This is a genomic window from Granulimonas faecalis (assembly GCF_022834715.1).
In the GTDB taxonomy this organism is placed as follows: Bacteria; Actinomycetota; Coriobacteriia; order Coriobacteriales; family Atopobiaceae; genus Granulimonas; species Granulimonas faecalis.
Map to the genome: position 1 here is coordinate 278,990 of NZ_BQKC01000001.1, position 21,553 is coordinate 300,542.

The window sequence follows — 21,553 nt, forward strand, 5'->3', positions numbered from 1 at the left end:
CGAGGTGGATCGGTGCTGTCCGCTCTTGTGCAGGAGCCCTTCGTCTAACTCGATGTGGTCGCACGTGACTGGGAGGACGCCGTGCGCACGGCGGTCGCGCCCTTTGTGGAGGCTGGGATCGCCACCCAGGGTTACGTGGACGACATCGTGCGGGGCGCCAAGGAGCTCGGTCCTTATTTCGTGCTGGCCCCCCATGTGGCCATACCCCACGCGCGCCCCGACCAGGGCGCCTTGGGCAACGGCATCGGCGTGGTGCGCCTCGCCGAGCCCGTGGAGTTCGGGAGCGAGGCCAACGACCCTGTGAGCTACCTCTTCCCTCTGGTGGCCGCCGACGACGGCGGGCACCTGCAGGCCCTGATGTCCCTTGCAGAGCTGCTGGGCGACGAGGGCTTCTATGTGGGACTCGACGAGGCAGAGACGGCCGGAGAGGTGCTGGACCTCATCCGGGAGAAGGAAGGAGGCCTCTGATGGCCAAGAAGTACCGTGCGCTGGTGTGCTGCAGGGCGGGCATGGGCTCGTCGATGATCCTCAAGATCAAGTGCGACCAGGTCATTGCCGAGGAGGGGCTGCCCATAGTCACCGAGCACGGCAACCTCGACTCCATCCTCGGGTTCACGGGCGACCTCGTCATAACCATGTGTGACCTCACCGACGAGCTCAACGCCGACCCGCGTGTGCCCGCGGCGGTGGGGGTGAAGAACCTCGTGGACAAGGAGGAGATCCGCCGCGTCCTCAAGGAGTGGGCCGAGGCCCAGACCGAGTAAACGAACCGACAACCGCCCGTCCGGGCCCCGAGAGGAACCCATATGGTAGACATGTTCCTTATGCAGCTGCGCAACACGGCTGTGATCATGGGCGTCTTCGCCCTCATCGGCCTCCTTCTCCAGAAGAAGTCGGCCGTGGACGTCTTCTCCGGCACCGTCAAGACCATCATCGGCTTTCTGATCTTCAACATCGGCTCCGACGCCATGTCGGCCCAGGTGACCATTTTCTCCGACATGTTCAACAGGGCGTTCTCCGTCTCCGGCGTGGTGACGCAGGTCGAGGTGGCAACGTCGCTCGCCCTGCAGACCTACGGCACCGAGGTCGCCCTGGTCATGCTCGTCGGCTTCGTCTGCAACGTGCTGGTGGCCAAGTTCACCCCGTTCAAGGCCATCTTTCTCACGGGCCAGCACTTCCTCTACTTCTCCTGCGTGCTCGCCCTCGTGTTCATCGGCCTCGGGGCCCCGTTCATGGTGACCGTGCTCCTGGGCGGCCTCGTCCTCGGCGTCTGCGGTGCGGCGTTGCCCATGCTCTGTCAGCCCTTCGTCGACAAGGTGGCCGGCGGCCGGACCTTCGCCATCGGCCATTTCAACGCCATCGGCTACATGATCGCGGGCTACTGCGGCAAGCTCTTCGCCAAGAAGAACGACGCCGACCTCGCCAAGGGCGCCGTGGAGGAGCGCGAGCTTCCCGAGTTCTTCAAGCTCTTCAAGGACTTCGTCTTCTCCGTGGCCCTGTTCATGATCGTACTGTTCTACATCGTCACCATCGCCTGCCTCGTCACCGGCCACTTCAACGACGTGGTCAACGAGAGCACCGGCGCCACGTTGGCCGGCCAGTACTTCGGTAACGACCTCTGGTGGCTGTGGCCCTTCCTTGCCGGCCTGAAGTTCGCGGCCGGCATGTCCGTCCTCATCTTTGGCGTCCGCCAGTTCATCGCCGAGATCACCGCCGCCTTCGTGGGCATCTCCGAGAAGCTCGTTCCCAACGCCCTGCCCGCCGTCGACTGCCCCGCCATCTTCCCGTTCGCCCCCAACGCCGTGATCATCGGCTTCATCGGCTCGTTCCTGGGCGGCCTGGCGGCCATGGCCCTCATGGTGCTGTTCCATAGCGAGACCATCATGATCCCTGCGGCCGGCATCTGCTTCTTCTCCGGCGGCACCTGCGGCGTCATGGGATACGCCTACGGCGGCTGGCGCGGCGCGGCCCTCGGCTCGTTCCTCATCGGCATCGTGCTCTGCGCAGGCCCGCTGCTGCTGTACCCGCTCTTCTCGGGCCTCGGCATCGCCGGCGCCTCGTTCCCCAACGTCGACTACAACGTCATCGGATCGATCGTCTACGGCATAGGCTCCTTCTTCCAGTGACACCTGTCGGCCCTAGGGATGCTGTGCGGGGCGGGCGCCGTGGGTGCCCGCCCCGGGATGGGAGAACCCCATGACTGGTTTTCGCGACCTCGGAAAGGGGAAGGCCCAGGGCGGCCTCCTCGTGCAGGTGCTCGACGACGCCCCCTGCGTGCTTATGGCAAAGGCGGCCGGTTTGGACTTCCTGCTCCTCGACGGCGAGCATGGCAACCTCGATGCGGGGTCGCTCGGGTCGCTGCTCCTGCTCGCCGACGCCTGCGGGCTGCCCACCGTGGTGCGGGTGCCCGAGCTCAGCCGGGACTGGGTGTCGCACACGCTGGACCTCGGTGCGACGGGGGTCATGGTTCCCATGGTGGAGACGGCCGAGCAGGCGCGCCTCCTTGTGGGGTGGTCCAAGTACCCGCCCCTGGGGCGGCGAAGCTACTCTGGAGGCGGTCACACCCGCTTTGGCCCCAGCGGCGGCCACGGCCCGACCATGGGGGCCGCCAACGACGGCACCCTCGCGGTCGTGCAGATCGAGACGGTGGCCGGGGTCGAGAACGTCGACGAGATCCTCTCCACCCCCGGCGTCGGCGCTGCGGTCGTGGGCCCCTGTGACCTCGCGATCTCGCTCGGCCGCCCGGACGAGGTGGGCTGTGCCGAGGAGCTCGCCCTCATCGACCGCGTGCGCGACGCCTGCAGGAGGCACGGCCGGGCCTTTGGGATCATCGGGTCCAACGAGCTCCTCGGCACCTATGCCGGAGACCTCGACCTCATGGTGAGCGCCATCGACGCCCATCTGCTGCGCGACGCATTCGCCGGGGCCCGTGCCGACTACGACCGTCTGCTGGGAGGGGGTGCGCGATGAGCGACGACCTCCGTGCCGTCCCCTCTTTCCGCTCCTCCGTGCGGGGCGTCGCAGCCTATGCCGCCGGTACCGCGGCCTCCCTGCTCGCCGCCTTCGCATCGGGGGCCCTCGCCCAGGTCACGGGCTCGGTGCTCTGGCTCCTGGGGGCGTTGGCGGCCGTGCCGGTCGCCTGGGTGCTCAGCCGGCGGGCTGCTGCGGCGGCGCGCGACGCCGTGAGGCCCGCACCCGTGATCGAGTTCGACGGCGATGACCTCGTGCTGCCCCCGGCCGGTCGCGGCGGCGGGCGAAGGCGCGTGCCCTGCCGCTCGGTGACGGCGTTCCGCACGGAGGTACGCGGTACCTCGTGCGTGCTGCTGCTCTGGGGCGACTGGGTGGACCACCCAGCCGGTTTCGAGGCCCTTGCCGTGGGGTGCGACGGCCGCGCCGACGCCGACAGGCTTGCCTCCGCGCTCGCCCGCGCCCTCGGCGACCGTGGTGTCGCCCCGGCCGACCATGACCGCCCCGTCCCATCTTTGACGACTTGAGGAGAACCCATGCACTTTGAGAAAGACCAAGCGAGGACGTTCCTCGACATCATGGCGCGGTCGCTCCGCGACTACGTGGGGGCCATCGATTACGGCGCGCTGGCCGACGCCAAGAGGCTCATCCTTGACGCCGAGGCCGCCGGCGGACGTCTCCATGTGACGGGCATCGGCAAGCCGGGGCATGTCTCCGGGTACGCGGCGTCGCTGTTCTCGTCCACCGGGACCCCGGCCTATCAGCTCGACGGCACCGAGTGCGTCCACGGCAGCGCCGGCCAGGTGCTTCCCGGCGACGTCGTGGTCGCCATCTCCAACTCCGGCGAGACCTCCGAGCTCAAGCGCTCGGTGGAGTGCCTCAAGGCCAACGGCGCCCGTATCGTGGCGCTTACCGGCAAGCCCGGGTCCTGGCTGGCGCGCAATGCCGATGTGGCCCTCATCGCCGGTGTCGAGCAGGAGGGGGACGCCATGAACAAGCCGCCCCGTGCCTCCATCCTGGCGGAGATGATCGAGCTCCAGTGCCTGTCGATCCTGCTTCAGGCGGAGCGCGGCTTGGACCCCGAGACCTACGTGCGCTGGCACCCGGCCGGCGCCCTCGGTGCATCCATCCTCGGCACGCAGTCGGCGGTGGTCTGACCATGGCGGCTTTTTCCGGGGTCATCGTCCCCATCCTGACCCCGTTCGGCCGCACGGCGGGGCAGCCGCTGGTGGCGGGGAACGCCGACACCCTCGTGGAACGTCTCGTGGGCGCCGGAGTGGACGGCCTGTTCGCCTTTGGTTCCAACGGCGAGTTCCATGTGGCCTCCGACGACGAGCGGGTGGCATACACGGCGCACCTTGTGGAGCGGGCGGCCGGCCGGGTGCCGGTCATCGCAGGCGTGGGCTCCTGCTCCACGGCGGAGGCGCGGGAGCTCGTCAAACGGGTCCAGGACACCGGTGTGTCGGGTCTCTCGGTGGTGAACCCGTACTTCCTGCAGCCGAGCGACGACGAGCTCGCGGCGCACTTCGAGGCCGTCGCCGACGCCGCCGAGGTGCCGGTCCTGCTCTACAACATCCCCAAGGCCACGGGACGCGTGATCGCGCCGGCCGTCGTGGCCAAGGTTGCCGCCCACCCTTCCATCGCCGGCATCAAGGACAGCTCCGGCGACCTCGACCTCCTCGCCTCCTATATCGAGGCGGGCGATGGCGCCCTTGACGTGCTGGTGGGCTCCGACGGGATCATCTCTGCGGCCCATGCCCTCGGCGCATCCGGCGCCGTGGCGGGAACGGCCAACCTCGTGCCCGAGACGGTCGTGGGCCTTTGGGCCGCCCTTGAGGCGGGCGAGACCGGGCGCGCCTCCGAGCTCCAGGCCGCGCTCGAGCCGGTGCGGGACGTGCTGCACCTCGGTGCCGTGCCCCAGATGCTCAAGCGCCTCGTGGAGCTGTCGGGCTATCCGGTCGGGCCGGCCCGGCTCCCCGTGGAGGAGGCTGGGCCCGAGGCCGATGCCGCCGCCCGTGCCCTCGTGGCCGCGCTTGCGGGGGAGGAGTGACCATGGGGCTGCAGAGGGCCGAGGTCGGCCAGCGACTGGCCGATGGATGGGCCTTTGCCGTGGTGCGCCCCGAGACTCCGGAGCGTGCCCTCGAGATCGCCGAGGGGTGTCTCGCCGGCGGCATGGACGCCCTCGAGGTGAGCTTCACCGCACCCTGCGCCGTCCGGGCCATCGAGGCCATCGTCGGGCGCTTTGGCGACGAGGTGCTTGTGGGCGCCGGCACGGTTATGGACGAGGCCACGGCATGCATGGCCCGGATGGCGGGGGCGCGCTTTGTGGTGTCCAACTGCCTGTCCGAGGCCGTCGCGGCCACATGCAACCGCTACCAGCTGCCCTACGCACCGGGCTGCACATCGGTGACGGAGGCTGTGAGGGCCTTGGAGCTCGGGGCGTCTTTTATCAAGTGCTTTCCTATATCCAGCGTTTACGGCCCCTCCCTGGTGGGTCTGTTCAAGACGCCCACCCCGTGGATGCCACTCATGGCTTCCGGCGGAGTGACCCTGGAGAACCTTCCCGAGTGGCTGGCGTCCGGCGTGGACTGCTGCGGCTTTGGCGGCCTGCTCGCCACGGGGTCGGTCGAGGCGATCGCCGAGAACGCCCGGGCCGTGCGCGCGGCAGTGAGGGCGCACCGGGCCGCCCGCTAGCCCACCTGCCCCACTGTCCCACCACCCGGACACTTTTGTCCCAATGGTCGGGCACTTTTGTCCCAGATACCGCCCGCCGCACCGCGTGACAGGGGTGCCTGGACCATCTGTCACTTTGTCTATTTAGAAGATGATGTCAAGATGCTCGGGGTGTCCGGCCGACGTGACACCCCAGAGAGGGGATGACCCTATGAAGTTCTTCATCGACACCGCCGACCTCGGGCAGATCGAGACCGCTTACAGCTGGGGCTGCCTGGCCGGCGTCACCACCAACCCCACCCTCTACGCCCGGACCGGCGGCAGCCTGGCCGATTTCGAGGCCCACATGCTGCGCATCGCCGAGCTCTGCGACGGCCTGCCCGTCTCGGCCGAATCCACCGCCGCCACCGCCGACGCCATGGTGGAGGAGGGTCTTCGCCTCGCCTCCCTGGCACCCAACATCGTGGTGAAACTGCCGGTGTGCGCCGAGGGCCTCTCGGCCTGCCGCCGCCTGGCAGACCAAGGCGTGCGGGTCAACATGACCCTGATTTTCTCGGTGCCCCAGGCCCTCATGGCCGCCAACGCCGGTGCCCGGTATGTGAGCCCGTTCGTGGGCAGGTTCGACGACATCGCCGAGAGCGGCGTGGACCGCCTGGCCGACGTCGTGGCCGCCGTCTCCAACTACGACTGGTCCGGCAAGAACGTCGACGGAGTCTGCGAGGTCATCTCCGCCTCCCTGCGCACGCCCGAGCACGTGGCCCAGGCCGGCCTGATGGGCGCGGACATCGCCACCGTGCCCTTTGCCACGCTCGAGAGGTGCCTGCACCACCCGCTGACCGACGCCGGCCTGGCCGCCTTCGAGGCCGACTGGGCCAAGGTGTCCGCCGCGGAGTAGAGCGACGCTCTCCCTGCCGCTGTCGGCCGCCCCCAATCGGCACGCCCATCGGTACCTGAATGCGATTGAGGGCGACCACCGGTGCCGAACCGTGCGGGAAGTCGCCCTCAAGCGCGTTCAGGGAGGCGGAATCCGCTCTCAGGCGTGTTCAGGTTTGGAGAGGGGCGCCCCCAGGCGCGTTCAGGTGCTGAGAGGGACGCGCCCGCAGAGGCGCCCCGCCCGCCGCCGTCTTCCCGTCGCGCCCCCGCTCGACGGGTATGCTTGAACCGTCCGTTCACCTCGCAGAAGGAGGACCATCCTTGGACACGCGAGACCTCAGGCTCGCAGCCAACGCCATGCGCCACGACGTGATCCGCATGCTGGCGCAGAGCAAGTCGGGCCACCCCGGCGGGTCGCTGTCGGCGGCCGACATTGTGGCCGCCCTGTTCTTCTCGGGCGTCATGGACTATGACGCCGGGAACCCCGACGACCATACCGGCGACCGCTTCTTCCTCTCCAAAGGTCATGCCGCCCCCATCCTCTATGCCGCCTACCACCGGCTCGGCTGGCTCTCCGACGACGACCTCATGACCCTGCGCCAGCTCGGCTCCAAGCTCCAGGGCCACCCCGACTCCCACGCCTGCCCCGGCGTGGAGGTCTGTTCCGGCTCCCTCGGCCAGGGCCTCTCGGTCTCCGCCGGTTGCGCCCTCGGCCTCAAGATCGACGCCGCGGCCGTCGGCGCCACCCCGCGCCAGGTCTTCTGCCTGCTCGGCGACGGCGAGCTGCAGGAGGGGTCCAACTGGGAGGCGCTCATGTTCGCCGCCCACCGCGGCCTCGACAACCTCTGCGCCATCGTCGACCTCAACAACCTGCAGATCGACGGGCATGTGACCGACGTCTGCTCCCTCGGTGACATCGACGCCAAGCTCGCGGCCTTCGGCTGGGGCGTCACCCGCGTGGACGGCCACGACGTGGCCGCCGTCGTGACCGCCCTTACCGCCGTCAAGGCCGCCGCCGGCGCGCCCCAGGCCGTGGTCTGCGAGACCGTCAAGGGCAAGGGCGTCTCCTTCATGGAGGACCAGGCCTCCTGGCACGGCAACGCGCCGAGCCCCGAGCAGGCCGCAACCGCCCTCGCCGAGCTCGACGCCGAGCGCGACGCCATCGAGAAGGAGGCTTAAGGCATGGCTGAGACCAAACCCCGCGCCACCCGCGAGGCCTACGGCGCCACGCTCGTGTCGCTCGTCGAGGAAGGTCTGAACGTCTGCGCCGTGGACGCGGACCTCGCCGGCTCCACCAAGCTGGGGGTCCTCGGCGCCGCCTACCCCGACCGCTTCGTGGACGTGGGCATCGCCGAGCAGGACATGGTGGGCGTGGCCTCGGGCCTGTCGCTCACCGGCCGCACCGTGTTCTGTGGCTCGTTCGCCGTGTTCGCCACCGGCCGCGCCTACGACCAGATCCGCAACACCGTGTGCGACTCCGGCCTCGACGTGAAGGTGTGCCCCACCCACGCCGGCATCACGGTGGGCGAGGACGGCGCCACGCACCAGTCGCTCGAGGACATCGGCATGATGCGCGCCCTGCCCCAGATGCGCGTGCTCGTGCCAGCTGACTACGACAGCGCCGCCGCATGCCTGCGCCTGGCCGCCGCCACGCCCGGCCCCCTCTATGTGCGGATGGGCCGTCATCCCGTCCCCGCCCTGTACGACGAGGGCTTCGCCGCTGAGCTCGGCGGCTCCCGCGTGCTGCGCGAGGGCCGCGACGTGGCCATCGTGGCCTGCGGCGTCGAGGTCTCCCAGGCCCTCGCCGCGGCCGACATCCTCGCGTCCGACGGCATCGAGGTCCACGTGGTTGACGCCTACTCCGTGAGCCCGCTAGACGAGGAGGCCGTCCTCGCCGCCGCCGAACGCTGCGGCCGCGTGGTCACGGTCGAGGAGCACAGCACCGCCACGGGCCTCGGCGCCGCGGTGGCCGAGCTCCTCGGCGAGAGGCGCCCCTGCCCCGTGCACCGTCTGGGCATGACAACGTTCGGCACCTCCGCTCCGGCGGCCGACCTGCTCGCGCACTTTGGCTTGGACGCCCAGGGCATCGCCCGCCAGGTCCGGGGGTTCTGTCAAGGCTGATGCCGGCCCGGCTTCTTGGCGGCACCCCCCCCTGGCACCCCCCTGGCGGCACCCCCTGGCACCCCCTTGGCACCTGAATGCGGTTGAGGGCGCCCCACGGCACGGATTCTGTGCCCGGGGCGCCCTTCTTCGTGTCCATGCGACAGGAATCCGCCCCTAGTCGCGTTCAGGTGCGGGATGGGTCGCCCTCAACCGCGTTCAGGTGCGGAGAAGCTCCGCCCGGTCCCGTTTCTGTTTCCATCTGAAAACGCCCTGTTGTCCCCTCCACAGAACCATGACATACTCCCTCCACAAGCATCAGTCCGCGACCGAGGAGGCGGCCCCATGAACCACGCACCGTCCCCGCGGTCCCTTCTCGCCCTTGCGACCTAGCAAGACGCGAGCACCCAGCACCATCGAGAGCACGCGTCGCCCTTGGGCCCCACGCGTGCTTTCTCTTGACGCCGCGGGCCCCGGACCCCCAAGGAGGGACCATGACCCGCAAGATCGCCATCTTCGACACCACCCTGCGCGACGGCGAGCAGTCGCCCGGCGCCTCCATGAACACCGAGGAGAAGCTCGTGGTGGCCCGCGAGCTCATCCGCATGAAGGTCGACGTCATCGAGGCCGGCTTCCCCATCTCGAGCCCGGGCGACTTCAAGAGCGTGGCCGAGATCGGCCGCCTGGCCGGCGACGACTGCGTGGTGTGCGGCCTCACCCGCGCCGTTGACCGCGACATCGAGGTGGCCGCCGAGGCTCTGGCTACGGCCAAGCGCCCCCGCATCCACACGGGCCTGGGCGTCTCGCCGTCCCACCTGCGCGACAAGCTGCGCCTCACCGAGGACCAGGCCGTGGAGCGGGCCGTCCATGCCGTGCGCTACGCCAAGAGCTTCGTGGACGATGTGGAGTTCTACGCCGAGGATGCCGGCCGCGCTGACATCCCGTTCCTCGTCCGCATCATCCAGGCAGCCGTGGACGCCGGCGCCACCGTGGTGAACATTCCCGACACCACCGGCTACAACCTGCCGTGGGACTTCGGCGCCCGCATCCGCTCCCTCGTGGAGAACGTCCGCGGCATCGAGGACGTCACCGTCTCCGTGCACACCCACAACGACCTCGGTATGGCCACGGCGCTGGCCATGGAGGCCGTGCGCAACGGCGCCTCTCAGATCGAGTGCACCATAAACGGCCTGGGCGAGCGGGCCGGCAACACCGCCATGGAGGAGGTGGTCATGGCCATCCGCATGCACGGCGAGGAGCTCGACGCGCACACGGGCGTCGACACACGCGAGCTCACCCGCGCCAGCCGCCTGGTCTCTTCCATCACCGGCATCAACGTGCAGCCAAACAAGGCCATCGTGGGCGCCAACGCCTTCGCCCACAGCTCGGGCATCCATCAGGACGGCGTCCTCAAGGCCCGCGACACCTACGAGATCATCGACCCGGCCGACGTGGGCGCCGGCGGCTCCCAGATCATCCTCTCGGCCCGCAGCGGCCACGCCGCCCTGCGCCACCGCTACGAGGAGCTGGGCTACGCCTTCACCGACGCCGAGTTCGAGCCCGTTTACGAGGCCTTCCTCGAGGTGGCCGACAAGAAGAAGGAGGTCTACGACGGCGATCTCGAGTCCATCGTGAACGAGCGCAACCGCGCCGACGAGGCCATCTGGACCCTGGACGCCGTGCAGATCTCCTGCGGCTTCCCGCTTACCCCCACGGCCACCCTCACCCTCATCGGCGAGGACGGCAACCGCATCACCGAGGTGGCCTACGGAACCGGCCCCGTGGACGCCGTCTACAAGGCCGTGGACAAGGTCGTGGGCGTGGGCTGCGACCTCTCGGAGTTCTCGGTCAAGGCCGTCACCCGCGGCATCGACGCCCTCGGCGAGGTCACCGTGCGCGTCACCGGGGGCGACGGCGAGGTCTACATCGGCCGCGGCTCCGACGGCGACATCATCGTCTCGAGCTGCCGCGCCTACCTCAACGCCCTCAACCGCCTCATCGCCGACAAGCGCGAGCGTGCCTAGGCACGGCGCGAGTTAGGAGACAACCATGCCCAGGCCCATGACCATGGCTGAGAAGATCCTCGCGGCCCACGCGGGGCTGTCCGAGGCGCATCCCGGGCAGCTCGTGGAGTGCGACCTCGACCTCGTGCTGGCCAACGACATCACGGCCCCCATCGCCATCGACGTGGTGGAGGACCTCGGCCACGGCGTGTGGGACGCCGACCGCGTGTGCCTCGTGCCCGACCACTACGCCCCCAACAAGGACATCAAGAGCGCCGGGCAGACCAAGAGGATGCGCGACTTCGCCCACGCTCAGGGCATCTCCCACTACTGGGAGCAGGGCCGCGCCGGCGTGGAGCACGCGCTGCTCCCTGAGCAGGGCGTCGTGGGCCCCGGCGACCTCGTGATCGGCGCCGACTCCCACACCTGCACCTACGGCGGCATCGGCGCCTTCTCCACCGGCGTGGGCTCCACCGATGCCGGTGTGGGCATGGCGAGCGGCCGCGCCTGGTTCCGCGTGCCCGAGACCCTGCGCGTGGAGCTCGTGGGCGAGCTGCCCGCCTATGTCACAGCCAAGGACGTCATCCTGCACCTCATCGGGCTCATCGGCGTCGACGGCGCCCTCTACCAGGCCCTCGAGTTCGGCGGCCCCGGTGTGGCCGACCTCTCCGTGGAGGGGCGACTCACCATCGCCAACATGGCCATCGAGGCCGGCGCCAAGGCGGGGCTCTTCGAGGTGGACGACGTCTGCCGCACATGGCTCGAGGGCCGCTGCGAGCGCCCGTGGACCGAGTACCACCCCGACGCTGACGCCGCCTATGCCCGCACCGTCACCATCGACCTGGCTGAGGTGGAGCCCTGCGTGGCCTGGCCGCACCTGCCCAGCAACGTGCACACCGTGGCCGAGAGCCGCCACATCGCCGTGGACCAGGCCGTGATCGGCAGCTGCACCAACGGCCGCATCGAGGACATGCGCGAGGCCGCCGACGTCCTCGAGGGCCGCTGCGTGGCCCCGGGCGTCCGCTGCATCGTGTTGCCGTCCACCCAGGACGTCTGGCGCCAGTGCGTGGCAGAAGGCCTCATGGACGTCTTCGTGGACGCCGGCTGCGTCGTCTCCACGCCCACCTGCGGTCCGTGCCTGGGCGGCTACATGGGCATCCTCGCCGACGGCGAGCGCTGCATCTCCACCACCAACCGCAACTTCGTGGGTCGCATGGGCGCCAAGACCAGCGAGGTCTACCTGGCCGCCCCGGCCGTCGCCGCGGCGAGCGCCGTGGCCGGCCGCATCTGCCTGCCCAGCGATCTCGACCCCCGAGAGGAGTAGCCATGGAGTTCGAGGGCACCGCCTTCCGCTACGGCCGCGACATCGACACCGACGTCATCATCCCGGCCCGTTACCTCAACACGTCCGATCCAGCCGAGCTGGCCCGCCATGCCATGGAGGACCTCGACGAGACCTTCGTCGACCGCGTGCGCCCCGGCGACATCGTGGTGGCCGAGGAGAACTTCGGCTGCGGGTCGTCGCGCGAGCACGCCCCCGTGGCCCTCAAGGCCGCCGGCGTGGCCTGCGTCGTGGCCAAGAGCTTCGCCCGCATCTTCTACCGCAACGCCATCAACATGGGACTGCCCATCCTCGAGTGCCCCGCGGCCGTGGACGCCGTGGAGGACGGCCATACCGTTGCCGTGGACACCGAGGCCGGCACCGTGCGCGACGTCACCACGGGCCAGGAGTTCACCGCCGAACCGTTCCCGCCGTTCCTTGTCGAGATCATGGACGCCGGCGGCCTCGTGGAGCGCACCCGCCGGGTGCTCGACGCCAGGGAGGGGGAGTGACCGTGACCGCCTACACCGTCTGCTGCCTGCCCGGTGACGGCATCGGCCCAGAGATCATGGCGGCGTCGCGCGCGGTGCTCGACGCCGTGGCCGAGAGGTTCGGCTTCACCGTGGACTGCGAGGGCCACCTCATCGGCGGCGCCGCCATCGACGCCTGCGGCTGCGCCCTGCCCGACGCCACCCTGGAGGCCGCCCGTGCGGCCGACTCCGTGCTTCTCGCCAGCGTGGGCGGCCCCAGGTGGGACACCACCGACCCCGCCGCCCCCCGCCCGGAGCAGGGGCTCCTCGCCATCCGCAAGGCTCTTGGCCTCTACTGCAACCTGCGCCCGGTGCACGTGTTCGACGCCCTGGTGGACGCCTCGAGCCTCAAGCCCGAGCTTGTGCGCGGCGTGGACATGCTCATCGTCCGCGAGCTCACCGGCGGCCTGTACTTTGGGGCCCGCGAGCGCATCGACGACGCTCCCGGCGCCGGCGCGAACGGCGAGCCCGGCGTGTGGTGCTCCGACGCCCTGGAGTACGGCGAGGGAGAGATCGAGCGCGTGGTGCGCTACGCCTTCGAGGCCGCGGCCGGGCGCCCGCGGGCCACGGTCTGCTCGGTGGACAAGGCCAACGTGCTGGGCACGAGCAAGCTCTGGCGCGACGTGGCCCACCGCGTGGCGGCTGAGTACCCGCAGGTGGCCTTCTCCGACATGCTCGTGGACAACTGCGCCATGCAGCTGGTGGCCCGGCCGGCGCAGTTCGACGTCGTGGTGACCGAGAACACCTTCGGCGACATCCTGTCCGACGAGGCCTCCATGGTGGCAGGGTCGCTGGGGATGCTCGCCAGCGCGAGCCTGGGCGACGGCACGCCGCTCTTTGAGCCGAGCCACGGGTCGGCGCCCGACATCGCCGGAAAGGACGTGGCCAACCCCCTGGCCCAGATCCTCTCCGTGGCCCTCATGCTACGTCACGGCTTGGGCCAGCCCGCGGCCGCCGACGCCGTGGAGGCAGCCGTGGAGCGCGCCCTCGACGACGGCTGGCGCACGGCTGACATCGCCGACGACGCCACCCCGGCCGACCGCGTGCTGGGATGCGCGGCCATGGGCGAGAGGGTGGCGGCCTACCTGGCCTAGGGGCGCCTGCTCCTGTCGCGGCGGTACCCGCGTGCGGCGCCCGAAGCGTCCGACTGGCGGGACGGCCGTGGCCCTCGGTGCCCGCAGAACGTTCTATGGGTGGATAAGCGCCCGTGGAAGCTTCTGCGGGTACCGCCCGGGCGTCCCGTCACCCGCAGAAGCTTCCACGGGTGGTTTTTGCCGCTCCCGGCACCCGTAGAACGTTCCGCGGGTACTCTCACCACGGGTGTGGCAGAGGAAGAGTCCGACCAAAGTGACGGTGGGACAAAAGTGTCCGAGTGTTGGGACAGACGAGCGCTGCTCGCCGGGCCCCAACCCCTCCCGTGATGCAAAACCCGGGTCCCGGGAGCCGAAGGCCTCGCGGCCCTACAGCTGCGCCTGGACCACCGTCGGTGCGAAGCCGGCGTCGGCCAGGGCGGTCACGATCTGGTCGCGGTGCCCGGCGCCGAAGGCCTCGATGGTCACCTTGAGCTCCACGGCGGCGTTGCGGTTGGTGCTCACGAACTGGTTGTGGTCCAGCTTGATGACGTTGCCGTTGTTCTCGGCCACCACCGAGGCCACCTTCACCAGCATGCCGGGGCGGTCGGGCAGCAGCACGGAGACCGTGAAGATGCGCCCGCGCTGGATGAGGCCGTGCTGCACCACGGAGCTCATGGTGATCACGTCCATGTTGCCGCCGGAGAGGATCGCCGCCACGCGCTTGCCCTCGGCGGGCAGGTGCTTGGCCGCGGCCACCGTGAGCAGGCCGGAGTTCTCCACGATCATCTTGTGGTTCTCGACCATGTCGAGGAAGGCGACGATGAGCTCCTCGTCCTCCACGGTGAGTATCTCGTCCACGTTGTCGCGCACGTAGGGGAAGACCTTGTCGCCGGGCTCGAGCACGGCGGTGCCGTCGGCGATGGTGTCGGCACCGGGGAGCTTGACCACATGGCCGGCCTCCACGCTGGCACGCATGCAGGCGGCTCCGGCGGGCTCCACGCCGACGACGCGGATCTTGGGGTTGTACAGCTTGGCGAACGTGGCGACGCCGCAGGCGAGGCCGCCCCCGCCGATGGGCACGAGGATGGTGTCCACGAGCGGTAGCTCCTGCACGATCTCCATGGCGATGGTGCCCTGGCCCGTGGCCACCGTGGGGTCGTTGAAGGGGTGCACGAAGGTGAGGCCCTGCTCCTCGGCCAATTCCAGCGCGCGCTCGCACGACTCGTCGTAGACGTCGCCGGCGAGCACCACCTCGGCCCCCAGGGCCTTGGTGCGCTCCACCTTGATAAGCGGCGTCGTCGTGGGCATGACCACCACGGAGCGGGCGCCGGCACGGCTCGCGGCATAGGCCACGCCTTGGGCATGGTTGCCGGCGCTGGCGGTGATGAGGCCGCGGCCCAGCTCCTCGGGGGAGAGGGTCGAGATCTTGTAGTAGGCGCCGCGCACCTTGTAGGCGCCGGTGCGCTGGAGGTTCTCGGGCTTGAGCCACACGCGGTTGCCTGTGGCGGCCGAGAGCTGCGGGCTCTCCTGCAGCTTGGTCTCCTGCGTGACGTCCTTGACCTTGATCGAGGCCTCCTCGAAGGCCTCGAGGGTGAGCATCTCTGCCATGGGGCTCCTTCGTGCGGTGCGGTGCGTGGCATCCGGGCGGTCACCGGTCCCACGGGCGGGGGCCCGGTCCGGCCGTTCTCGACTACTATAGGGAAACCCGCCGCGCCGTCGGCAGGGTGTTTTCAGTCTCGACGCACGGGGAGGGCCCATGGGGGAGCCTGACGAGAGGGGCGGGGCCGCGCGGGCCCCGGAGACGCCCGGGGGGAGGCCGCCGCTGTTCGAGCTCCGCGACGCCCAGGTGCGCCGCACGGGAAAGACCATCCTCTCGGTGGGGTCCTTCTCGCTGGCCGAGGGGGAGTCCGTCGCGCTGCTCGGGCCCAACGGCGCGGGCAAGTCCACGTTCGTGCAGCTGCTCACCCGCGAGGTACTGCCGCTGCACCGCGACGAGCCGCCCGTGCGCTTCCGCGGCCAGGACCGCCCCGCGCTCTCCGACATCCGCGCCTGCCTGGGGGTGGTGAGCGGCACCATGCACGACCAGGTGCGCGTGCACCTGCCGGCGGCCGACGTCGTGGCGGGCGGGCTCTTCGGCACGCTGGGGCTGCCCCTGCGCCGCGAGGTGACCGAGGGGCACCGCAGGCTGGCGGCCGACGCCCTGGAGCGCCTGGGCATCGCCGACCTGGCCGACCGCGACGTCATGACGCTCTCCACGGGCCAGGTGCGCCGCGTGCTCGTGGCCCGCGAGCTCGTGCGCGACCCGGGGGTGCTCGTGTTCGACGAGCCCTGCACGGGCCTGGACCCCGAGGGTATGTACCACGTGCGCGAGGCCATGGCCACGCTGGCCGCCGAGGGGCGCTCCGTGGTGCTCGTGACCCACTACCCTGAGGACATCGTCCCGGCCATCGGGCGTGTGCTGCTCATCGGCAGCGCCCGGGTGGTGGCCGACGGCCCCAAGGACGAGCTGCTGCGCGACGACGCCATGACGGGGCTCTTCGGCGTGCCTCTGGCCGTGGAGGAGCGCGACGGCTGGTACTCGCTGCGCGGCGTGTACGGGTGAGCGGGGCGGGCGGCGCCGGCCCGCGGCGGGGCCCGCATACCGGCCTGCTGCGGGTTCCGCGTTGTGCACCTGAACGCGGATGAGGGCGACCTTCTCGGCACCTGAACGCGTCTAGGGGCGGATTCGGCGCACCTGAACGCGGATGAGGACGGATTCCGGTGCCGAGGAGCTCCCGAGGTCGCCCCCAGCCGCGTTCAGGTGCCAGGAGAGGGGCCGGTCGGCGACCGGCGACTGAGAGAGGGGCCGGTGGCCCCCGGTGAGGAGGAGACGACCCATGACCAAGCTCGACGACGCCATCCCCTACGAGGACCTGCTCATGGTCTGCCCCCGGCCTGCCGTCGGTCCCGCGCCGGGCCTGCCGGAGGGGTACCGCTGGGCCGATGAGCCCGGATCGATGGGGGAGGAGTGGGCGGCCCTCATGACGTCGCTCGGGTTTCCGTTCTCGCTTGAGGAGGCCCGAGGCAAGTGGCGGGAGCTGCAGGCCCCCGACGTCGCGGCGCGCCACTTCTTTGTCCTGGGCCCCGAGGGGGATCTGGCGGCCACCTGCACCCTTTGCGCCGGCAAGTACCCCGAGGCCGCGCCGCTGCGGATGCACTGGGTCATGACGGCAGAGGGACACCAGCGCCGTGGGCTCTCGCGCACCGTGTGCCGGGCGGCGCTGGCGGCGGCCGACGGACGGCCCGTGCAGCTCTCCACGCAGGCCCAGTCCTGGCCGGCGGTGGTCCTCTACGAGAGCCTGGGCTTCAGGCCCTGGGAGCGGGCATGGGGCAACGTCGCCGAGGGAGAGGCCAAGGCCCGCTGGGCCCGCGCGAGGAAGGCGGCCGAGGCCCACGGCGCCCGCCTGTGACAGCGGTGCCTGGCCCATCTGTCACTTCGCCTATTGCTCGATTGATGTTGGGACAAAAGTGTCCGACTGATGGGACAAAAGTGTCCGGGTGGTGGGACGGGGCCCGCGGCGAGGGCCCGGTCTGTGACGGATTGGTTTCCGCTTCCTCTGAAATCAATCTAATAAGATACCGTGTCCCTCACTGAGCGATGCGAGGACGGGACGAGTACGGGCCCACCCCAGCCACACCCCGGATGGGACGGCCCCGAAACACCCCCGAGCAGCTGCGGTGCGGCATTCCGCCAGACCGGGCGACCCCCGGTCCCGGCGGGACGAGCCCCGCGGCCGGCGGCCCACCGACACCGGGCCTGTGGGCGCCCGCGCCCTCGCGCAGCTCTTGGCCCACGTCCGAGAGAGAAGCGAGGGACCATGAAACTACGCAGCGACGCCGTCAAGAAGGGGCTGGCCCGCGCACCGCACCGCAGCCTCCTCAAAGCCGACGGTCTCACAGACGAGGAGCTCGAGCGCCCGCTCGTGGCGGTCGTCTCGGCCCAGAACGAGGTCATTCCCGGCCACATCCACCTCCAGTCCGTCGCCGACGCCGTCAAGGCCGGCGTCCGCATGGCCGGCGGCACGCCGCTGCAGGTCAACACCATCGGCGTGTGCGACGGCATCGCCATGAACCACGAGGGCATGCGCTACTCGCTCACCAGCCGCGAGGTCATTGCCGACTCCGTGGAGTGCGCCGTGCAGGGGCACCGGTTCGACGCCATGGTGCTGATCCCCAGCTGCGACAAGATCGTGCCGGGTATGCTCATCGCCGCCTGCCGCCTGGACATCCCCACCGTGCTCGTCTCCGGCGGCCCCATGCTTGCGGGCCGCGGCGCCGACGGCTGCCAGACCGACCTCAACAGCCTCTTCGACGCCGTGGGCCAGGTCACCGCCGGCACCATGACCGTGGAGCAGTGCGCTCGCCTGGAGGAGACCGCCTGCCCCACCTGCGGCAGCTGCTCCGGCATGTTCACCGCCAACTCCATCTGCTGCCTGGCCGAGGCCCTCGGCATCGCCCTGCCCGGCAACGGCACGGTGCCCGCGGTCTTCTCCGAGCGCATCCGCCTGGCCAAGCGCGCCGGCATGAAGGTCATGGAGCTCCTCGAGCAGGGCGTCACCGCCCTGGACATCGTCGACTCCCGGGCCATCCGCAACGGCATGGCCCTCGACATGGCCTTTGGCGGCTCCACCAACACCATGCTGCACCTCACCGCCATCGCCCAGGCCGCCGGCTGCCCGGTGACCATGGACGAGTGGGACGAGGTCTCGGCCGCCACCCCCAACATCGTGCGCATCGCCCCGGCCGGCCCCCGGCACATCGAGGACCTCGACGCCGTGGGCGGCGTCTCCGCCATCGTGGGCGAGCTCGGCCGCACCGGCCACCTCGACCTCTCGGCCCGTACCTGCCACGGCACGGTGGGCGAGTGGGTCGAGGGGTGCTCGGAGCCCGACGGCGACATCGTGCGCCCGGTGTCGGAGGCCTACTCGCCGGACGGTGGCCTCAAGGTGCTCCGTGGCAGCCTCGCCCCCGACTGCGGCGTGGTCAAGAAGAGCGCGGTGGCGCCCGAGATGCGCCGCCACCGCGGTCCGGCCCGGGTCTTCGAGAGCGAGGAGGAGGCCTGCGAGGCCATCTTCGGCGGCCGCATCCGCCCCGGCGACGTCGTGGTCATCCGCTACGAGGGCCCCTCGGGCGGCCCTGGCATGCGCGAGATGCTCACCCCCACGTCGGCCATCTGCGGCATGGGACTCGACCGCTCCGTGGCCCTCGTCACCGACGGCCGCTTCTCCGGCGCCACCAAGGGCCCGGCCATCGGCCACGTGAGCCCCGAGGCCGCGGCCGGCGGCCCCATCGCCCTCGTGGAGGAGGGCGACACCGTCGCCATCGACATCGACGCCGGCACCATCGAGCTCGAGGTCGCGCCGGAGGAGCTCGGTCGCCGCCGCGCCGCTTGGGAGCCTCCAGCGCCCAAGTACACCACCGGCGTCCTCTCCCGCTACGCCAGGCTCGTCACCAGTGCAGACAAGGGGGCCTACCTGTCATGAGAGACCAGGACCGTATCCCGGCTCAGGCTGGGTCCAACACCGTCGCCGACAAGGTCGCCCGTCGTGCCCGGGCCATCGAGGGCCGCCCCTTCGGCCCCGGAAGCCGCACGGAGCACGAGGGTAGGACCATGACCGGCGCCCAGGCCATCATCGCCAGCCTCGAGGCCGAGGGCGTGGACACGATCTTTGGCTACCCGGGCGGCCAGGCCATCAAGATCTACGACGCCCTCTACGACTCACCTAAGATCCGCCACGTCCTCGCCCGTCACGAGCAGGCCGCCACCCACATGGCCGACGGCTACGCCCGCGCCACGGGCAAGGTGGGCGTGGTGCTCGTCACAAGCGGCCCGGGCGCCACCAACACCGTCACGGGCATCGCCACCGCCTACATGGACTCCATCCCCCTGGTGGTCATCACGGGCCAGGTGACCCGCGGCGTCATCGGCACGGACGCCTTCCAGGAGTCCGACATCGTGGGCATCACCATGCCCATCGTCAAGCACAGCTTCCTGCTGCAGTCCACCGACGACCTCACCCGCACGTTCCGCGAGGCCTTCTACATCGCCTCCACCGGCCGCCCGGGCCCCGTGCTCATCGACGTCCCGAGCGACCTCTCCGGCGCCGAGATGGTCTTCCACTACCCTGACTCCGTGAACCTGCCCAGCTACCGCCCCACCTACCGGGGCAACGCCAAGCAGGTGCGCTCCTGCGCCGAGCTCATCCGCTCCGCCAAGCGGCCGCTGCTCTACGCCGGTGGCGGCGTGGTGGCCAGCCACGCGTGCCAGGAGCTCACGGAGCTGGCCGAGAAGATGCGGATACCCGTCATCACGTCGCTCATGGGCAAGGGCGCCATGCGCTGCTCCAACCCGCTCAACCTGGGGCCCGTGGGCATGCACGGCTCCAAGTACGCCAACATGGCCGTCATGGAGTGCGACCTGCTCATCGCCTGCGGCGCGCGCTTCTCCGACCGCATGACCGGCAAGGTCTCGGAGTTCGCGCCCCACGCCAAGATCGTGCACATCGACATCGACCCGGCCGAGATCGGCAAGATCGTGAACCCCGACGTTCCCATTGTGGGCGACGTCAAGACCGTGCTGGCCGCCGTCAACCGGCGCCTCGACGAGACCGGCGCCGAGCCCGTGGGCGAGGCCTGGTGCCGCGAGGTCTTCGGCTGGCGGGAGCGCTGGCCCTTCTACACCTCGGACTTCGCGGACTTCCCTGACAAGATCGCGCCGGAGGTGCTGCTCGGCCAGCTCTCCGACAAGCTCGACCCCGAGCGCTCCATCGTGACCACCGAGGTGGGTCAGCACCAGATGTGGGCCCTCCAGAACATCCACCGCGAGCACGCCCGCACGTTCATCTCGTCCGGCGGCCTCGGCACCATGGGCTTCGGGTTCCCCGCGGCCATCGGCGCCAAGCTGGGCTGCCCCGAGGACGAGGTGGTGTGTGTGGCCGGCGACGGCTCGTTCCAGATGAACAGCCAGGAGATGGCCACGGCCGCGGCCAACCGCGTGCCGGTGAAGGTGCTCATCGTCAACAACCGCGCCCTCGGCATGGTGCACCAGTGGCAGACCCTCTTCTACGACCGCCGCTACTCGTTCACCGAGCTCGACGCCGTGCCCGACTTCGTGAAGCTCGCCGACGCCTACGGCTGGGAGGCCGCCCGCATCTCCCGCCCCGAGGAGGTTTCCGACGCCCTCGACGCCATGCTCGCCGCCGACGGCCCCTACCTCCTGGACGTCCAGATCCCGGCCGACCAGACCGTCTACCCCATGGTGGCCCCCGGCGCCCCCATCGACGACATCATCGGCGCCCTCGACGTGACCCTGGGCGGCGTACGGGTGAGCGAGAAGGGCTTCGGGGCCGCCGGCCACCCGCCGGTGTCCGACGACGATGACCGGGTGAGAGGGGATGAGGTCTCATGAACTACCTGCTGTCCATCCTGGTGGAGAACAAGCCCGGTGTGCTGTCGCGGATCACCGGCCTGTTCAGCCGCCGCGGCTTCAACATCGAGTCCCTGTCGGTGGCCCCCACCGAGGACGAGTCGCTCTCCCGCATGACCGTCATCGTGGAGGCCGACGAGGTGGGCTTCGAGCAGATAACCAAGCAGCTCCACAAGCTCGTGAGCGTCTTCAAGATCTCCGACCTCACCTTTGAGGGGGCCGTGGAGCGCGAGCTGGTGCTCTTCAAGGTGCAGGCGCCACCCGAGCGCCGCCACGAGGTCATCGAGATAGCCAACGTCTTCAGGGCCAACGTCGTCGACGTGGGCCACGCCACTCTCACCATCGAGGCCACGGGCACTGCCAGCAAGCTCGACGCCATGGAGGACCTGTTCCGCGCCTACGGCATCAAGCAGCTCACCCGTACAGGCAAGGTGGCCCAGACTCGCGGCTCCCGCGACGCCTGACCCCCCGAGCCCCGGCACGGCAGGGGCGTCCCAACCGGTTCAACCCGCCCGGCCGGGCGGAGAACGTGTCACCAGAAGCACAAA

Annotated in this window: 21 protein-coding genes; 20 read left to right on the top strand and 1 reads right to left on the bottom strand. The window is 70.2% G+C overall.

Annotated elements, in window-relative coordinates:
• Positions 1-54 precede the first annotated feature (54 nt).
• From OR600_RS01295 to leuB, 15 genes are all read left to right on the top strand, one after another.
• A complete protein-coding gene (locus OR600_RS01295) occupies positions 55-468 on the top strand; it encodes a PTS sugar transporter subunit IIA (protein WP_265590492.1) in 414 nt (137 codons plus the stop codon).
• Entirely contained in the window at positions 468-764 is a 297-nt protein-coding gene (locus OR600_RS01300; protein ID WP_135978927.1) for a PTS sugar transporter subunit IIB, read from the top strand. Before OR600_RS01295 ends, OR600_RS01300 begins: the two co-directional genes overlap by 1 nt.
• Positions 765-806: 42 nt before the next feature.
• Positions 807-2,126, top strand: coding sequence for a PTS ascorbate transporter subunit IIC (ulaA, locus tag OR600_RS01305; RefSeq protein WP_265590493.1), 1,320 nt, complete (start codon positions 807-809; stop codon positions 2,124-2,126).
• 70 nt (positions 2,127-2,196) lie between these two features.
• A complete protein-coding gene (locus OR600_RS01310; RefSeq protein WP_135978929.1) occupies positions 2,197-2,970 on the top strand; it encodes an HpcH/HpaI aldolase family protein in 774 nt (257 codons plus the stop codon).
• Positions 2,967-3,494, top strand: coding sequence for a hypothetical protein (locus OR600_RS01315; protein WP_265590494.1), 528 nt, complete (start codon positions 2,967-2,969; stop codon positions 3,492-3,494). Before OR600_RS01310 ends, OR600_RS01315 begins: the two co-directional genes overlap by 4 nt.
• A gap of 9 nt (positions 3,495-3,503) precedes the next feature.
• Positions 3,504-4,124, top strand: a complete 621-nt coding sequence (locus tag OR600_RS01320) for an SIS domain-containing protein (RefSeq protein WP_265590495.1) — start codon at positions 3,504-3,506, stop codon at positions 4,122-4,124.
• Positions 4,125-4,126: 2 nt separating this feature from the next.
• The gene (locus OR600_RS01325) at positions 4,127-5,017 is read left to right on the top strand and encodes a dihydrodipicolinate synthase family protein (RefSeq protein WP_265590496.1); all 891 of its coding nucleotides are present in this window, start codon (positions 4,127-4,129) and stop codon (positions 5,015-5,017) included.
• A gap of 2 nt (positions 5,018-5,019) precedes the next feature.
• Positions 5,020-5,661: a beta/alpha barrel domain-containing protein gene (locus OR600_RS01330; protein WP_265590498.1), complete on the top strand. Its 642-nt coding sequence runs from the start codon at positions 5,020-5,022 to the stop codon at positions 5,659-5,661.
• Between the two features lie 190 nt (positions 5,662-5,851).
• The gene (locus tag OR600_RS01335) at positions 5,852-6,535 is read left to right on the top strand and encodes a transaldolase family protein (protein ID WP_135978933.1); all 684 of its coding nucleotides are present in this window, start codon (positions 5,852-5,854) and stop codon (positions 6,533-6,535) included.
• Positions 6,536-6,834: 299 nt separating this feature from the next.
• Positions 6,835-7,692: a transketolase gene (locus tag OR600_RS01340; protein WP_204408303.1), complete on the top strand. Its 858-nt coding sequence runs from the start codon at positions 6,835-6,837 to the stop codon at positions 7,690-7,692.
• A 3-nt stretch (positions 7,693-7,695) separates the two neighbouring features.
• A complete protein-coding gene (locus tag OR600_RS01345) occupies positions 7,696-8,634 on the top strand; it encodes a transketolase family protein (RefSeq protein ID WP_251164353.1) in 939 nt (312 codons plus the stop codon).
• A gap of 473 nt (positions 8,635-9,107) precedes the next feature.
• Positions 9,108-10,637, top strand: a complete 1,530-nt coding sequence (locus OR600_RS01350) for a 2-isopropylmalate synthase (RefSeq protein ID WP_135978936.1) — start codon at positions 9,108-9,110, stop codon at positions 10,635-10,637.
• Between the two features lie 25 nt (positions 10,638-10,662).
• The gene (leuC, locus tag OR600_RS01355) at positions 10,663-11,940 is read left to right on the top strand and encodes a 3-isopropylmalate dehydratase large subunit (RefSeq protein WP_239654510.1); all 1,278 of its coding nucleotides are present in this window, start codon (positions 10,663-10,665) and stop codon (positions 11,938-11,940) included.
• A 2-nt stretch (positions 11,941-11,942) separates the two neighbouring features.
• Complete coding sequence (locus OR600_RS01360) at positions 11,943-12,449, top strand: 3-isopropylmalate dehydratase small subunit (protein WP_135978937.1); 507 nt, start codon at positions 11,943-11,945, stop codon at positions 12,447-12,449.
• Complete coding sequence (leuB, locus tag OR600_RS01365; protein WP_265590499.1) at positions 12,446-13,561, top strand: 3-isopropylmalate dehydrogenase; 1,116 nt, start codon at positions 12,446-12,448, stop codon at positions 13,559-13,561. Before OR600_RS01360 ends, leuB begins: the two co-directional genes overlap by 4 nt.
• Positions 13,562-13,927: 366 nt before the next feature.
• Here leuB and ilvA read toward each other — a convergent pair whose 3' ends face one another.
• Positions 13,928-15,148, bottom strand: coding sequence for a threonine ammonia-lyase (gene ilvA, locus OR600_RS01370; RefSeq protein WP_135978939.1), 1,221 nt, complete (start codon positions 15,146-15,148; stop codon positions 13,928-13,930).
• Between the two features lie 148 nt (positions 15,149-15,296).
• Between ilvA and OR600_RS01375 the strand changes: the two genes are divergently transcribed.
• The 5 genes from OR600_RS01375 (at position 15,297) to ilvN (ending at position 21,469) form a co-directional block, all read left to right on the top strand.
• Positions 15,297-16,142, top strand: a complete 846-nt coding sequence (locus OR600_RS01375; protein WP_251173450.1) for an ABC transporter ATP-binding protein — start codon at positions 15,297-15,299, stop codon at positions 16,140-16,142.
• 274 nt (positions 16,143-16,416) lie between these two features.
• Positions 16,417-16,989, top strand: a complete 573-nt coding sequence (locus OR600_RS01380) for a GNAT family N-acetyltransferase (RefSeq protein WP_204408262.1) — start codon at positions 16,417-16,419, stop codon at positions 16,987-16,989.
• Positions 16,990-17,397: 408 nt separating this feature from the next.
• Positions 17,398-19,062: a dihydroxy-acid dehydratase gene (gene ilvD / locus OR600_RS01385; RefSeq protein ID WP_265590501.1), complete on the top strand. Its 1,665-nt coding sequence runs from the start codon at positions 17,398-17,400 to the stop codon at positions 19,060-19,062.
• Positions 19,059-20,987, top strand: coding sequence for a biosynthetic-type acetolactate synthase large subunit (gene ilvB / locus OR600_RS01390; RefSeq protein WP_135978943.1), 1,929 nt, complete (start codon positions 19,059-19,061; stop codon positions 20,985-20,987). The genes ilvD and ilvB overlap by 4 nt, the downstream gene beginning before the upstream one ends.
• Positions 20,984-21,469: an acetolactate synthase small subunit gene (ilvN, locus tag OR600_RS01395; protein WP_135978944.1), complete on the top strand. Its 486-nt coding sequence runs from the start codon at positions 20,984-20,986 to the stop codon at positions 21,467-21,469. Before ilvB ends, ilvN begins: the two co-directional genes overlap by 4 nt.
• Positions 21,470-21,553 lie beyond the last annotated feature (84 nt).